Origin of the sequence: Luteimonas sp. MC1825, from assembly GCF_014764385.1 — a bacterium.
Classification (GTDB): Bacteria; Pseudomonadota; Gammaproteobacteria; order Xanthomonadales; family Xanthomonadaceae; genus Luteimonas.
Genome location: NZ_CP061714.1, coordinates 2,594,696 through 2,609,739, shown reverse-complemented (window position 1 = coordinate 2,609,739; position 15,044 = coordinate 2,594,696). Strand labels below are relative to the sequence as shown.

Below are 15,044 nucleotides of genomic sequence, written 5' to 3'. Positions count from 1 at the left end.
GCCCGCGCTGCCGCGCCGCGCTAGGCTCGGCGCCATGGAGCCCCGGGTCCATGAAGTGCTCAAGGCGTATGTCTCGGCGCAGCTCGAGCGCGCCATCGACTGCCTCGCCTGGTCCGGGCGGCGCCGGCACCGCGGCGTGCACCAGGCACGCAAGTCCCTGCGGCGCGTGCGCGCCACGCTGGCCCTGGCCGGCGACGCGCTCGGCCCGGACCTGGCCCTGGTAGATGCAGCGATCCGTGAAGTCAACGTGTCCCTGTCAGCGCTGCGCGACGCGCAGGCGCTGGTGGAAGTGCTCGAGCGCCTGGCACGGCACGAGGATGGGGCGAAAACTTTGGCCTTGCTGGCATCGGTGCGTCGTGCCGCGGTCGCGCGGCGGGTGACGGTGCTGCGCGGCCACCTGCGCACGGACCCCGAACTGCGCGGCCGTAGCGAGCGACTGGTCGCGCTCGGGCAGCGCATCGACGCACTGGACTGGGCCAGCCTGACCGCCCGCCAGGTCGAGGACGGACTGGAATACTCCACGCAACGTGCGGCCAAGGCGGGCCGCAGCGCGATCAAGGGTGGCGGTGATGAACGCTGGCACCGGTGGCGACGTCGCGTGCGGCGGCTGGGGCAGCAGCTGCACGCCTTGGGCAGCGCCAGCCAGCCGATCGATCGGCACTCGAAAAAACTCGCCCGGCTGCTCGGCAATGCGCAGGACCTGACGCTGCTGGCGATGCATTGCGGCCGCGACTCGCCGTTCGCCGCGGACGACCGGCGCGCACTGGCCCGGTTCGCGCGCAAGCAGGGCAAGCGCGCGCGCAACGACATCCATGCGCATGTCACGCGCCATGGTCGGCGGATGCTGGCCACGGGCGAGGCCGGCCCGGGTGGCGGGCGCCACCAGGACCGGCCAGGGGACGATCCGATCAGAAGTTGAGGCGTACGCCGACCATGTAACGCGCACCGAACTGCTCGAACTCGGTGGTGCGCTGGCGGTCGCCCTGGTAGCGGATGCCCGCTTCGTCAAGCAGGTTGTTGGCGTCGAAGTACATCTCGACGTTGTCGTTGAACGCGTAGCGCAGCGAGAAGTCGAGGCGGCTGACCTCGTCCCAGTACGCATCGCCCAGGATGTCGCCGCTGCCGATGCTGTCCACCCACGCGTCGCGGTACTGCCAGCTCAGGCGCGCCGACAGGCCGTTGGCTTCGTAGTACAGCGAGGTGTTGTAGATCAGGTCGGACGCGCCCGGCAGCGACACGTCGCGGCCATCCGGCGTGGTCGCTTCGCTGTCGTTGAAGGTCACGTTGGCGCTGATGCCGAAGTCACCGACCCACAGCGGCAGGTCGAAGCGCTCGGCCAGCGGGCCGAACTTCTGCGAGTACGCCAGTTCCAGGCCGCGGATGTAGCCGTCGCCGCCATTGGCCAGTGTGAAGTAGGTGTACTCGGAGCGGTCGAAGCCCGGGCGGTCCAGCACGTTCTGGCCGAAGCGCGGGATCTCAACGTCGAACAGCACGTCGCGCAGGTTCTTGTAGTACACGCCGGCCGAGAAGAAGCCCTGCGGCCGCATGTACCACTCGAAGTAGGCATCCACGCCGACCGACTTCTCGGTGTCGGCATACGGATTGCCGCCGTCGATCTCGCCCTCCTCGTCGTTGATGGCGAAGTTCGGCCGCAGGTCGGTGTAGTCCGGGCGTGCGGCGCCGGTGTTGGCCGAGAAGCGCAGCTTCATCTCGTCGTTGAGGTCCCAGTTGATGTGCACGCTGGGGAAGAACTCCACGCCGCTCTCGCTGACGGTGATCCGCTCGTAGCCGTTGTCGTCTCCAGCGTACGCCGAGGAGGCGTTGCGGGTGTACTCGCCGCGCACGCCGGCGACCATGTTGCCCCAGTCGAAGCGCGTGGTGGCCATGCCGTAGACCGCGCCGATCTTCTCCGAGACTTCGTACCATTCGTCGAACGCCACGCTGCCCACCATCCCGCCGGCACCCTGCGCGCGCAGCCCGTCGAGCAGGCCCCAGGCCTTGCCTTCGTCGTGGTAGCGGAAGCTGTAGCCCAGCGGCAACGCGCCCTGGTAGGGCTTGTCGGAGGCGAAGTCGGCCATGGTCGGCTGGGCGATGCCCATCGCGGCCAGCTGCGCGGCGGTGACTTCGAAGCGCGCCTGGTTGTTCTCCTTGCTGCGGTCGTCGTACTGCATGCCGAACTGCAGCTCGGTCGGGCGCCCGAACAGCGTGGTGTCACGGAACAGGTCCATGCGGGCGCTGTAGGCGTCGGTTACCGCCAGGCCGGTGTTGCTACGCAGGTTGACGAAGTTGTAGTCGTGCGAGTCCAGCGAACGCTTCAGGTCGCCCTTGGAGAACGAACCGTCCGCGTTGCGGATGGTCTCCCACAGGGTCACGCGGTGCAGTTCGCGGTTTGTGAAGTCGTAGTCCACGGTCGGGCGCAGGGTGCGCTCGGACGGGCTGACCCAGGTGGAGTTGAACGATGGACCCGATTCCTGCTCGGCCTCCGTGTAATTCAGGCGCCAGCTGGCACGCCAGGCGTCGAAGTCCTGGTCGCCGCCGAGGGTGGTGGTGAAGATGCTCTGCACGGTGTTGCCAATGTTGAGCGTGCTGTCCATCTCCACGCCGTGCACGGTGCCGAGCCACGGCGTGTTGCCGGTGCGCACGTCGGCATAGCCGGTGCGCTGCGCCTCGGACTGCGGGCGCGTGTCGCTGGTGCGCACCGCGTTCGCATCGAGGTCGAACTCCATGGCGTTGCGCAGTTCGTGGTCGCTGAACTCGGTGTAGATCGAGCTCAGGAAGAAGCGGTGGTCGTCGCTGGGGCGGAACTCCAGGCGGCCGCTGACCGATTCGTTCTCGCGGGTCAGGCGGTACAGCTTGTTCTGGTGGGCGTCGAACCAGACGCGCTCGCTGCCGCCAGGCTCGCGGTCCTCGCTGGCGACCTCGGGGTCGGACTCGAAGTTGTCGGTGACCATGTCGCGCGAATACTTCGAAACCGACAGCAACGCGCCCCAGCGGTCGTCGGCGAACTTGTTGGAGATGAAGGCGCCCCAGTTCTGCTGCTTGCCGCCGCCCAGGTCGTTGTAGCCGATGCCGGCATCGGCGCCGAACTTCAGCCCTTCGTAGTCGAAGGGGCTGCGGGTGATGATGTCGATGTTGCCGGCCAGGGTTTCGCTGGGCATGGCCGCGGTGATCGCCTTGCGCGCCACGACCTGCGACGCGATCGCCGAGGGAATGGTGTCCAGGCGCGCGGTGCGGCCGCCCGGGCTGATCACGTTGACGCCGTCGAACGCGATGGTGGTCCAGCGCGCCGGCGCGCCGCGCAGGTTCACGTAGCGCTCCTGGCCCTGGTCGCGCTCGACCGCGATGCCGGGCAGGCGGCTGAGCGAGGCCGCCACGTTCTGGTCGGGGAAGCGGCCGATCGAGTCGGCGGCGATCACGTTGACCAGCGACACCGAGGCGCGCTGCGCCTGCAGGGCGGCGTACTCGGATTCGGCGATCGGCGCGGCGCGCACCACGATCTCGTCCAGCGTGGTCGCGTCGTTGCCCATGCCGACGGCCACGGCGGCCTGGGTCGTCTGCCCGCCGGTGACGTCGACGGCCTGCTGGCGGTCCGGGCGACCGATGTAGCTGACGGTGAGTTCGTGGCGACCGGCGGGGACGCGGTGCAGGGTGAAGCTGCCGTCGGACGCGCTCACCGCCACCACGTTGAGGCCGCTGATGCGCACTTCGGCGCCGGCGAGGTAACCGCCGCGGCCGGCGTCGGACACCACGCCGCTGATGGTGCCGGTGTCGGGGCGTGCAGCAGCGCCCTGGTCGGCCGCGGGCGTGGCGGCCGTCTGGGCATGGGCCTGGGCCTGCATGGTGAGGGCGAGCGCAAGCGCCGTGGCAAGCGTGGAGATCCTGGACATCGTGGTTTTCCCTGGAGTGAAGATGTGCGCAGCCCTGCCGGTCGAGGCGACCGGCGCGGCATGCACGGATGTGCGGAGGTGGTGGGGTGGCGGCGCGTGGCGCGGCCGGTGCGGCTCAGTGGACTTCGATGAACACCGGGTTGCTGTAGAACCACAGGTCGGTCCACGGGTCTTCGCCCCGTGGATCTGCGGACGGCTCGAGTTCGCCGGTGCCGGTGCCGCGCACGCGCAGGTAGCTGGAGGTGGCGACGTCGCGCAGGGTGTGGGTCATCGTCAGGTACTCGCCGTCACGCTTCCAGTCGGCGGCAGCGAAGCGACGCTCGACGCGGGTGGTGGGGTTGGCGTCACTGGTGCGGTCGGAGACCGCCCCGCTGACCGCACCGACGATCAGGTCGATGCGCGCGACTTCCGGCGAATGGCCGCCGTGGTTGCTGCCGGCCGGGTCGCGCACGCGGATGGCGACGCGGACGTCGCTGCCGGCATGCGCATGCAGCCTGCCGCCGATGCGCGCGAGCGCGCTGCTGTCGTCGCCGGCTTGCACGACCACGTCCAGCTCCGATATGAGGTCGCCGGTGGTGACGAACACGCGGCCATTGCGGATGCCGTCGAGAATGTCGTCGTGGCGGTGCTCGGCCAGCACGTAGGTCTTGGAGTATTCGCCGGGCCAGAAGTCGCTGCCGCCCTCGCGCCAGTGGCGATGCGCGTCCGACGTGGAGGTGACCCACCAGCGCCGGCCTTCGCCGAGCATGGAGTCCCAGAAACCGCCGAGGCGCGCGGTCATCTGGTCGAAGCCGCCCATCGTGGGTGCGTTCTTGTAGCCGCCGCGGGCGCCGGCCGGATCGTTGCCGCCGTCGGGGTTGATGTGGCCGCCTGGTGCCCCGGCGCGCCTTCCATGCCGACCGCGACGTGCGGCGCGGTGTCGTTCCAGTCGCGGAACTCCGCCGGTGCGTACTTGCCGTACACGCCCACCGCGGTCGCCGAACGCGATGGATGGTTGGCGATGAGCACCGGCGGCGCGTCGAGTTGGCCCATGTGCCGCAGTGCTTCGAGTATCTTCGGCTCGGCATCGCGCGCGGGATCGCGTGGCCACGCATCGCGCTGCGACCAGCGCGACTCGATCACATGCAGGTGCGCACGCTCGTCGTGGGTGTGCGGCATGATCAGGCTGCTGTGGTCGCCGCCGGGTGTGTCGAATTCCATGCCGAAGAACTGCACCACCTCGGGCACCTCGCGACGCGCCTGCTGCAGCGCCGGCCAGGCGTGGTCGTGATTGATCTTGGCGTGCTGCGGGCCACCGTGGTCGGTCGACACCATCCAGCCCAGGCCGTGTTCGCGCGCCTTGAGTGCATTGGTGGTGATGGAATAGCGGCCGTCGGCACCGAACACCGGGGTCGGCGCCACGCCGGGCTCGGTGCCCTCGACGTAGTCGGCGCTGAATTCACTGTGGATGTGATGGTCGCCGGCCAGCCAGCGCCGGTCGCCGTTGTCGAACAGCGCGGCCGGATCCGCCGGCAGCGACGCGCAGCCGGCGGTGGCGGCCAGCAGGATGCAGGCCGAAAGGTACTTGGTACTGTTGTGCATGACTTCCCCGAGGCCGCGCCCGTCCCTGGACGTGATCCGATTGCGAGACGGTTGTGGTGGGCGCGGCGCTGACGCCACGCATGCTGCCGATCACGTGTGATCGCTCACAGCATGTCCCACCCCGGTGACGCGTCGGGGACGGTGAAGCAACGGTTTTGTTACATCGCCGCATCCACGTCGTACGAACCAAACACCTCGCGCGCCGCGCGGGTTTCCGGAAGGATGTAGACCACGCCGTTGCTGTGGCTGAAAGCGGGACTCACCACGCCTTCGTAGAAGGCCACCGCCACGTTGATGCAGCCGTAGGAGATGCGGTTGTCATCGGGACTTTCGCTCCGCAGCCGCTCGGCGCGTCGCTCCGCTGGCGTGCCCTTTGCGACACGGTGCAGCGCGAGCGCGGAGTCGTAGTCGATCCACAGGATCTCCTGGCCCTTCAGGTCCGGCGCCAGTGAGGCGACGAAACGGCCCGCAGGTGTCGTGCGCTCCTGCGGCGTGACGGCCGAGAGCTTGCGCTCGCCCAGGCCGGCGGCGGTGCCGTCGCCGCGCTCCATGCCAAGCAGGGCCGGTCCATGGCCCTGCAGTTGGCCCTCGCGATCGAACACGAACACCCGGGCCGCGGCCTTGTCGACCACCATGTACGGCATGCCGGCGTTGTCGCCGGAATGCAGGGCCCAGTGCGCGACATGCCGGGTTTCCGCCGACGCGCTCGCGTCCTTGAAATTGGCAACCCGCGGCGCGCTGCCGCTCGCCCAGGCAGCGCCCGGCAACGCCACCAGCAGCATGCAGGCGCCCGCCAGGCGGGCCCCTGCATGCATCGCGATGCGCGTCGCCGTTGGCACGCGCGGACGTTCCGGATCCGCCATGGCTAGTTGCGGTACGGCTTGGGCACGCGCACCGGCGCCACGTACACGGGCACCTCGACCGGCGGCGTCTCCACCAGGGTCTGCGTGGGCTGTTCGTCGGTGACGCCCGGCGTCGGGTTGTCCGGCGGCGCCAGCGGCAGGCGCGGGCGCGGGGTGGGCGCAAAGATCGGCTCACGCGTCGGCGGCGGCACCAGCGGGGTGCCCGGTGGCGGAACCGTCGGCGGTGGCGTGGTCGGGGGCGGCGCCGTCGGCGGCGGCGTGGTGGGCGGTGGCGTGGTCGGCGGCGGAGTGGTGGGTGGCGGCGTGGTCGGCGGCGGCGTGGTGGGCGCGGGCGTGATGGTGCCCGTGGTGTGCGCCGCCACCGTGCCGCAGCAGTTCACGGCCAGCGCGTACGCGCCGGCATTCGGGCCGCCGAGCGTGTAGCCGCTATAGGTGATGCCGCCGGTGCCTTCTTCCGGGCTGTCGAAGTCTGCGGCGGCGTCCGGGCCGGCCACCAGGATCACGCCATCGGGATTGCCTTTCAGGCCTGTGAGCGTGGTGGCCGTGGTGCCGTCGTAGGGCCGGTCGCCGCCGGTGGCGAACACCAGCATGTACTGCCGCAGCGCGGCGCCTTCGGTGAGGGTGAACCTGGTGGAGTAGTCGGTGGGCGCGGTGTAGGACACCGGGTTGTAGTAGATCGCAACCGGGGCGGCGGTCACCGTGGCCGGCGGCGCCAGCGAATCGAACACCACCGTGCCGCCCTCGATGCCGGGGCCGGTGCCGTCGGTGTCGGCGCTGAGCGTGAGGCCGCGCGCCAGGCCGAGGCTGCGCGTGGGGTCGTCCGTGCCGCGGGTGAGGGTGATCGCACCCGCCACGTTGACGTCGTTGGCCGCGCACATCATCAGGTTGCCGTCGGTCACGGTGATGTCGGCGAACTGGTTGACGTCGCGCCCGGCGGCCAGCAGCACGCTGCCGTTGGTGGTGGTGATGGCGGCATTGACGTTGACGTCCTGGCCGCAGCACACGGCGAGGTTGCCGTTGGTGGCAGTGATGGCCGCATTGATGTCGACGTTGCGGTTGGCGGTGAGGGTGAGCGTTGTGGGTGCGCCGCTCGCCGTCCAGCTGACCGCGTCGTTGACGAAGATGTCACCGTTGCCCGTGCCGCCGCCGACGGTGCTGATTTCGACGTTGGTGGTCACCAGCTGGGCCGACAGCGTGGAGCCGGCGATGTTGTCGCCGGGCGCGCTGCCGATGGTGAAGTCCTGCGGATCGATCAGCCAGCGGCCGGTCTGGCCGAGCGGGGCGGCGGTGGTCACGCGCACGCCGCCGTCGACGTTGACGGTCGCGGCCGAAGTCTCGATGAAGCCACCGTTGCCGCCGCCGGGCGCGCTGGCGTCCAGCGTGCCGCCGAGGTTCACCGTGCCGGACTGCATGTCGCCGAGCAGCACGATGGTGCCGCCGCGGTTGCCGATGGACTGCGCCTGGATGATGCCGGTGTTGTTGACCGTGGTGTGCAGCAGGTTGCCTGCGGCCTGCGCCGTCATCAGCACGCGGCCGCCGTCGGCACGGATCATGCCGCCGTTCTCGGCGAGCGCGTTGACCGCGCCGGTCGACACCGCGACGTTCAACAGCCCGTCACCGGCGACGTCCAGGGTGACGGCCTCGCCCGCGGCCAGTGCCACCGTGCCGAGCCGGGCGACGATCACGCCGTCGTTGCTGACCCGCTGGCCCATCAGCGCCACATGCCCGCCGTCGTGCGCGGTGATGCTGCCCTGGTTGACCACCGCGCCGGCGCCGGCATTGCTGAAGGCGTGGTTGCCGGCCTGGAAGTCGGCATCGCTGAGGCGCATGGTGGTGGCCACCAGGCCGCCGACGTTCACCGACGCGCCCTGGCCGAACAGGATGCCGTTCGGGTTGAGCAGGAACACCCGGCCGTTGGACGACAGGTTGCCGAGGATCACCGAGGGATCGGAGCCCAGCACGCGGTTGAGCGCGATGGAGTCGACGCCCGGTTGCACGAACTGCACCGACTCACCCGCGGCGATGCCGAAGTCCTGCCAGTTGATGGAGACGTTGCGGGTGGTCTGGGTGATGACCATGTTGCCGCCCTGCTGGTCGATGTTGGCCGCGCCGGTGGTCACCACGCCACCGGACGGAGGCGCCGCATGGGCCGACGCGGCGAGCGCCAGCAGCACCGCACCCGAGAGTGCGTGCAGGCTCATGGCACCGAGGCCGCGGCCGGTGACGGGACGACGGGCGCGGGCGGGTGTGGCGCGCCGGGCCTGGATGGAAGCGTGGGCAAGATGCATGGCTGATCCTTCAAATTTTGGGTGGGCAGGCGGCGGACGGGCGGCGGCTCAGAAGTACTTGATGGCCTGGATCCAGAAGCGCCCGGACCTGTCGGGGGCGGAGATCGCGTCTTCGCCGCCGAGCTTGCGGGCGTAGTAGCTGCGGACCGCGAAATTGCCCGGGTCGTCCCAGGTGGCACCGATGCCGGCACCGCCCAGGCTGCGCGTGTTGTCGCCGGCAAACCACGGGTCCTTGTCGACGGTGATGCGGCCGCCGTCGACGAAGCCGAGCAGGTGCACCTGGCCGGGCACGTGCCCGCTCAGGCCCGGCAGCAGGCGACGCACTTCGAGGTTGGCGAGCAGGCCTTCGTCACCGAAGCCTTCGCCCTGCGGGTAGGCGCGCACGCCATCCATCCCGCCCAGCACGAGCTTCTCGGAGGCGTCGAGGTTGCCCGAGGCGACCTGGCCGCCGAGCGCGCCGTACAGCGACCAGAGGTCGGTGAGGCGCTGCAGGCGCGAGACATTGAACGCAAGCCTGGTGTAGCCGCCGTGGGCGCGTGCCGTGACGTCGTCGACCGCGCGCGCCGACGGCGTCTGGATGTCCAGGTCGCCCGAGGACAGGGCGAGATGGAAAGCGTTGGCACCGCCGCCGCCGAAGCCGTCGTAGTGGTTGCCGTACAGGCTGGCCGTGGCCACGCGTGCGCGCTTGTCGGTGACCACGTCGAACAGGTCGATGCGGTCCTCGAAGCGCCGGTGATCGTATTGCAGGCCGGCATACAGATTGGTCCCGCGCGAGCGGATCAGCGGGATGGAGCCGAACACGCTGGCGATGTCGGCGGTGCCGTGCGCACCGAGGCCGTCGTACTGCTCGCCGAGTTCGTACTCCAGGCGGCTGTAGGCCACGCCGGCGGTCGCGCGGCCGAACAGCATCTGGTACGCGCCGCGGCCATACGTCAGGCCCGAGCCCGAGGTCAGCAGCCGCAGCGAGGCGACGTCGCCGCGTCCCAGCGGGTTGTTGAGGTTGACCGTGGCGCCGAGGCGGTATTCACCGGTGTACGGGTTGCCGGCGTTGTCGGCATCGACGCTGCCGGTGACGCGGCGGCCGGGGGTGATGTCCACCACCAGGTCGGAACTGCCCGGCGCCTGGCCCGGCACCATCGTCGATTGCACGACCACGCCGGGGATGTCGGAAAGCAGCAGCAGGCGCTGTTCGATCGGGTCGATGGTCAGCGCATCGCCGGGCGCGAGGCCCGCGAGGCGGCTGTGCGCCACGTCGTCGGCCAGGTTGCTCTGGTTGCGCAGGGTGACCTGGCCCAGCACGCCCTCGCTGACCGCGATGGTCACCGTGTTCGATGTGATGTCCTGCGCCGGCAGCCAGGCACGCGCGACGAAATAGCCGTTGTCGCGGTAGTGGCGGGTGATGCGCGCGGCCATCGCCTGCAGCTGCGCAAGCGTGAGCCTGCTGCCCGGCGCGAACCCGGCGATCGCGACCAGTTCCGATGCGGGCCAGGCGCTGGCGCCGGTGACCTGCAGGCGCTCGACCAGCACGGTGGGCGCGTCGGCGGCTGCCGCGGCGGGCGCGATCCCATCCTCGATGCGGATCTGCGGTTGTGCCGCTTGCGCGGGCGGTGGCGTGGGCAGCTGGCGGAGCTGGCTGCCGGCACCGGGGAGCTGTTGCGCGACGGCGCCGTGGCTGATGGCGAGCAGCATCAGCGGCAACAGTTTCATTCGTGGATTCATGGCGTGCGTCCTGGCGGTGTCGGCCGCCGGGCCACGTGCGCGTAAGTGGCTCCGGGCAGTCGCTGGAGAGGTGGGGGGTGGGGGATGCGCTGCGCGGCTCGGGCGCGGCGTCTGGAGGCTGGCAAGGCGCAGGCGCTCACAGCACCCGCGGCTGCGGATGCGGTGCGAAGGCGGTATGCGGATGGCCCCTGTTCCTGGAACGTGTGCAGCGTCTTGTGCCGAAACCTGATTCGGCGACGCTGAGTTCCAGCCTTGCGTGGTGGAGCGGCACGGACGGGCCGTGTGGATGGAGCGGCAACCCCGGGCGCCTGGCGGCCGGTTGGATCGCAGTGAACACGGCCATTACCGGCCAGCCGGTCTGAATCGGCTGTGAAATCGTGGCCGGCCGCGCAATCGGTCCGCATTGTTCCAGTACCGTCGCGCCATGGGTACGCGCGGGTTGTTACCCTTCCCGGGCTCATCCGCGCCCGCACGTGTCAGCTGCCGGCGCTTCCCAACCTTCAAGGAGAAACGCCGTGGCTGTCGCTGCCGAGCGTCGTTATCAACGCGCAATCCATCCGCTGCATGCGTTCCTGCTTGCCGCGGCCTTCCCGCTGTTCCTCGGCGCGATGGTCACCGACATCGCCTACGGCCGCACGTTCGAGATCCAGTGGAGCAACTTCGCGTCCTGGCTGCTCGCCGGCGCGCTGGTGTTCGCGGCCTGCGCACTGCTGTGGAGCGTGGTCGACTACTTCCGCGGTGACCGCGGCACGCGCCCGCTGGTCTACATGTTGCTGCTGCTTGCCACGTGGGTCGTGGGCTTCATCGCCTCGCTGGTCCACGCCAGGGACGCGTTCGCCATGATGCCGACCGGCCTGGTGCTCTCGGTGATCGCCACCGTGCTCGCGGGCGCCGCGGCCTACCTCGGTTTTTCCGCCATCCGCGTGGGAGACAGGGCATGAAGCACCTGAAGCTGTTCACGGCCATCGGCCTCGTCACCCTGCTCGGCGCCTGTGGCGGCGGCAGCGATCCGGACCCTGCGCAGTACGGCGCCAACCCCGAGCTTCCGAAGCAGGAACGCGGCCTGATGCCCGACATGGTCATCGCGAAGCCGGCGGAGTGGGGCGACCTGGTGCCGAGCGTGCCGCAGGGCTACGCGATCAAGGCGATCGCCACCGAGCTCAACATCCCGCGGCAGACGCTGGTGCTCCCCAACGGCGACATCCTGGTAGCCGAGGGCCGCGGCGGCAACGCCGGCAAGCTGAAGCCCAAGGACGTGATTGCCGGACGCATCAAGGCGCAGGGCAATACCAAGGTGAAGAGCGGCAACCGCCTGACGCTGCTGCGCGACCCCGATGGTGACGGCAACTACGAGCGCAGCGTGTTCGCCGAAGAACTCAACGCGCCGTACGGCCTCGCGCTGATCGGCAACACGCTGTTTGTCGCCAACCAGGATGCGCTGGTGAAGTTCGACTACCAGGACGGCCAGGTGCGCGCGAGCGCGCCGCCGGTCAAGGTGGCGGACCTGCCTTCGGCGATCAACCATCACTGGACCAAGTCGCTGACGGCGAGTGCCGACGGGCGTTTCCTGTACGTCGGCATCGGCTCCAACAGCAACATCACCGAGCGCGGCATGGTGGCCGAAGCCGACCGCGCGCTGGTGTGGGAAATCGACGCGCAGACCGGCGCGCACCGGCCGTACGCGACCGGCCTGCGCAACCCCACCGCGCTGGCCATCGAGCCGACCACCAGCCAGCTTTGGGTGGTGGTGAACGAGCGCGACGAGCTTGGCCCGAACCTCGTGCCCGACTTCCTGACTTCGGTGCGCGAGGGTGGGTTCTACGGCTGGCCGTACAGCTACTGGGGCCAGAACGTCGATCCGCGCGTACGTCCGCAGGACCCGGAAAAGGTCGCCGCGGCGATCACGCCGGACTACAGCCTCGGCTCGCACGTGGCCGCGCTGGGCCTGGACTTCTCCACCGCCACGATGGGCGCCGGCTTCGCCGAAGGTGCCTTCGTGGGTGAGCACGGCAGCTGGAACCGCAACGACCCGGTCGGCTACAAGGTCATCTTCGTGCCCTTCAGCAACGGCCGTCCGTCGGGTCCGCCGGTGGACTTCGTTTACGGCTTCCGCGGCGAAGACGGCAAGACCCGTGGCCGTCCGGTCGGCGTGACCGTCGACCCGCGCGGCGCGCTGATCGTCGCCGACGACCTGGCCAACACCATCTGGCGCGTGACCCCGGCGCTCTGAGTCCGGTCCGCTGCAAGACAAAGGCCCACCGTCGCTGGTGGGCCTTTTTTTTGGTCCCTTTCCTGTCGAGTGAAGGCGTGGCGCTGATTGGGCGCCGGGTACCAAGGCCCTTGAGGACTCATGTCCCCCGGCGATGGCCTTGCGGCCATCGCCTCCTCCTTGACTTTGCCCTCAAGGGCCTTGGCACCCGGTCCGCGCAGTACGCGGTGGCGCCAGAGCACAACCCGCGTTCTGGTGCATTGCTCTTCGGTACCTGCCGTCAGCGCCGAGCCCCGAAGTGGCCGGGAGGCCTTCGCGGGAAAGTAAAAGAGGAGGCATCCGCCGCCAGGCGGATCCGGGGGCGAAGCCGCGAAGGCCTCCCGGCCACCGCGGCGAGGCCGCAAGCAGCTGCGGTCAGTCGCGCGGCAGGCGCGCGGCGGCGGTGGCCATCGCGCCGAGTGCCAGGTCCACGGCGCCCATGCCGTCGCGCTGCAGGTCGACGTGCTCCGGATCCACCAGGTAGGCGCGCATCACGCCCGAGATCATGAAGTGCAGGGCCATCGCGCAGGCGTGCGCGCTCATGCCGGCGCGCAGCTGGCCGAGGTCCTCGGCGCGCTTGAAGGCGGCATTGATGCGCGCGTGGGTGTTGCGGAAGCCGGCCTGGCGCAGGTCGTGGACCTGGGTGGTCTCGGCGCTGATCTCGCAGCGCAGCTCGATGACCTCGATGGCGTTGCGCACGTGCGGCTTGTCGACCACGTCCGCAAACGAGGCGCGCAGCTTTTCGCGGAGGTCGGCCAGCGGCGTCGAGCCCTCCGGGCGCGATGCGTACTCCAGCCCGTGCAGGAAGGGCACGGTGACGCGGCTGATCACCGCCTCCAGCACGTCGGTCTTGTTCTTGAAGTGCCAGTAGACCGCGCCGCGGGTCACTCCGGCGCGCACCGCGATCGCCTCGAGGCTGGTGCGCGACATGCCGTGCTCGCGGAAACACGCTTCGGCCGCGTCGAGGATGCCCTCGCGCGTGACCAGCGCTTCCTCTTTGGTTTTCCTGGCCATGGCGGCTGAACGCTCCTGTGCGAGATGAGAGTGTAGCCCACTTACATACATCCATGAATGGTTGTATATTGCGCCGTCCCCATTCAGACCAGCCCTTCGCCCTGTACCAACGAGGCGGAACAGGCGCTGGCTTTCCCTCATTCCAGCACGCCAAGCGAGCCGACCCATGTCCCAGCACCGCCGTCGCCACCTCCTGATGCCCCTTTCCGCCGCACTCGCCCTTGCGCTCGCCGCCTGCGGTGGTGGGCAGGACCCGCAGCAGGCGCCCAGGCCGGCGGTGACCGTTGCCACCCTCGCCGCGCAGCAGGTCACCCTGACCCGCGAGCTGCCGGGGCGCACGCATGCGTGGCTGGTGGCCGAGGTGCGGCCGCAGGTCAATGGCCTGGTCGCCAGGCGCCTGTTCACCGAAGGCGCCCTGGTGGAAGCCGGCCAGCCGCTGTACCAGCTCGATGACGCGACCTATCGCGCCGCCGCCAACAGCGCGCGTGCGCAGCTGGCGCGCGCCGAGGCCACGCGCACCGCGGCCCAGCTGACCGCGCGGCGTACCGCCGAGCTGGTCAAGATCGATGCCGTCAGCCGCCAGGACAACGACAACGCCCAGGCCGCGCTCAAGCAGGCCGAGGCCGATGTCGGTGCCGCGCGCGCCGCGCTCGACGCCGCCAACGTCCCGCTCGGCCATGCGCGCATCACCGCGCCGATCAGCGGCCGCATCGGCAAGTCCAGCGTTACCCAGGGCGCGCTGGTCACCGCCAACCAGGCCGCGCCGCTGGCCACGGTGCAGCAGCTCGATCCGATCCACGTCGACCTCACCCAGACCAGCGCGGAGCTGCTGCAACTGCGCAAGGCGCTGGCCGCCGGCACGCTGGAAAGCACCGCGTCGCTGCCGGTCACCATCCTGCTCGAGGACGGCACGGCCTACGCGCATCCCGGCACGCTGAAGTTCTCGGAAGTCTCGGTCGATCCTGGCACCGGCAGCTTCTCGGTGCGCGTGGAGGTCGCCAACCCCGACCAGGTGCTGCTGCCCGGCATGTACGTGCGCGCGGTGGTCGGCGCCGGCGTGCGCAACGACGCGATCCTGGTGCCCCAGCGTGGCATCGGCCGTGACGCCAAGGGCAACACCACGGCGATGGTGGTGGGCGACGACGGCACGGTGTCCGTGCGCCCGGTGCGCGTGAGCCAGACCATCGGCGACGCCTGGCTGGTCGAGGACGGCCTCGCCGCCGGCGACCGCGTGGTGACCGCCGGCCTGCAGAAGATCAAGCCGGGCGACGCGGTGGAAGTGACCGCGGACGTTGCCGACGCGAAGCAGGCGCAGCCGGCCATCGCCGCGCCTGCAGCCGCCGACACCGCCAATGCCAATGCCGATGCCGCTGACGCGGCCACCCCCGCCTCCTCCGGCGCCACCGCACCGGCGGCCGGGGCTTCGGCCTCGAAGGAGTAAGCA

General features: G+C 70.0%; 11 protein-coding genes. 4 read left to right on the top strand and 7 right to left on the bottom strand.

The features are described from left to right. Window positions 1-34: 34 nt before the first annotated feature. Entirely contained in the window at window positions 35-919 is an 885-nt protein-coding gene (locus IDM46_RS12205) for a CHAD domain-containing protein (RefSeq protein WP_182824423.1), read from the top strand. On the opposite strand, the gene IDM46_RS12200 is transcribed toward IDM46_RS12205, so the two are convergent. The 6 genes from IDM46_RS12200 to IDM46_RS12175 form a co-directional block, all read right to left on the bottom strand. Continuing rightward, window positions 909-3,887 (bottom strand): TonB-dependent receptor, encoded by a 2,979-nt coding sequence (locus IDM46_RS12200; RefSeq protein ID WP_185115876.1) that lies wholly within the window; start codon window positions 3,885-3,887, stop codon window positions 909-911. The genes IDM46_RS12205 and IDM46_RS12200 overlap by 11 nt on opposite strands. Window positions 3,888-4,002: 115 nt before the next feature. Then, window positions 4,003-4,686 (bottom strand): hypothetical protein, encoded by a 684-nt coding sequence (locus tag IDM46_RS12195; protein WP_185115874.1) that lies wholly within the window; start codon window positions 4,684-4,686, stop codon window positions 4,003-4,005. Then, window positions 4,665-5,468 (bottom strand): hypothetical protein, encoded by an 804-nt coding sequence (locus IDM46_RS12190; RefSeq protein WP_185115873.1) that lies wholly within the window; start codon window positions 5,466-5,468, stop codon window positions 4,665-4,667. The genes IDM46_RS12195 and IDM46_RS12190 overlap by 22 nt, the downstream gene beginning before the upstream one ends. 158 nt (window positions 5,469-5,626) lie before the next feature. Next, window positions 5,627-6,283 carry a L,D-transpeptidase gene (locus tag IDM46_RS12185; RefSeq protein WP_223877973.1) on the bottom strand — a complete coding sequence of 219 codons (657 nt, stop codon included), beginning with the start codon at window positions 6,281-6,283 and terminating at the stop codon, window positions 5,627-5,629. 50 nt (window positions 6,284-6,333) lie between these two features. Next, window positions 6,334-8,532 carry a filamentous hemagglutinin N-terminal domain-containing protein gene (locus tag IDM46_RS12180; protein ID WP_223877972.1) on the bottom strand — a complete coding sequence of 733 codons (2,199 nt, stop codon included), beginning with the start codon at window positions 8,530-8,532 and terminating at the stop codon, window positions 6,334-6,336. A gap of 135 nt (window positions 8,533-8,667) precedes the next feature. After that, window positions 8,668-10,326 carry a ShlB/FhaC/HecB family hemolysin secretion/activation protein gene (locus IDM46_RS12175; RefSeq protein ID WP_221441888.1) on the bottom strand — a complete coding sequence of 553 codons (1,659 nt, stop codon included), beginning with the start codon at window positions 10,324-10,326 and terminating at the stop codon, window positions 8,668-8,670. A 527-nt stretch (window positions 10,327-10,853) separates the two neighbouring features. On the opposite strand from IDM46_RS12175, the gene IDM46_RS12170 reads away from it, so the two are divergent. Both IDM46_RS12170 and IDM46_RS12165 read left to right on the top strand, forming a co-directional pair. Then, window positions 10,854-11,279: a DUF2231 domain-containing protein gene (locus tag IDM46_RS12170; protein WP_182824431.1), complete on the top strand. Its 426-nt coding sequence runs from the start codon at window positions 10,854-10,856 to the stop codon at window positions 11,277-11,279. Continuing rightward, a complete protein-coding gene (locus IDM46_RS12165) occupies window positions 11,276-12,568 on the top strand; it encodes a sorbosone dehydrogenase family protein (RefSeq protein WP_185115869.1) in 1,293 nt (430 codons plus the stop codon). The genes IDM46_RS12170 and IDM46_RS12165 overlap by 4 nt, the downstream gene beginning before the upstream one ends. 393 nt (window positions 12,569-12,961) lie before the next feature. On the opposite strand, the gene IDM46_RS12160 is transcribed toward IDM46_RS12165, so the two are convergent. Next, window positions 12,962-13,600: a TetR family transcriptional regulator gene (locus IDM46_RS12160; RefSeq protein ID WP_185115868.1), complete on the bottom strand. Its 639-nt coding sequence runs from the start codon at window positions 13,598-13,600 to the stop codon at window positions 12,962-12,964. A gap of 196 nt (window positions 13,601-13,796) precedes the next feature. On the opposite strand from IDM46_RS12160, the gene IDM46_RS12155 reads away from it, so the two are divergent. Further along, window positions 13,797-15,041, top strand: a complete 1,245-nt coding sequence (locus tag IDM46_RS12155) for an efflux RND transporter periplasmic adaptor subunit (RefSeq protein ID WP_305067745.1) — start codon at window positions 13,797-13,799, stop codon at window positions 15,039-15,041. Window positions 15,042-15,044: the final 3 nt, after the last annotated feature.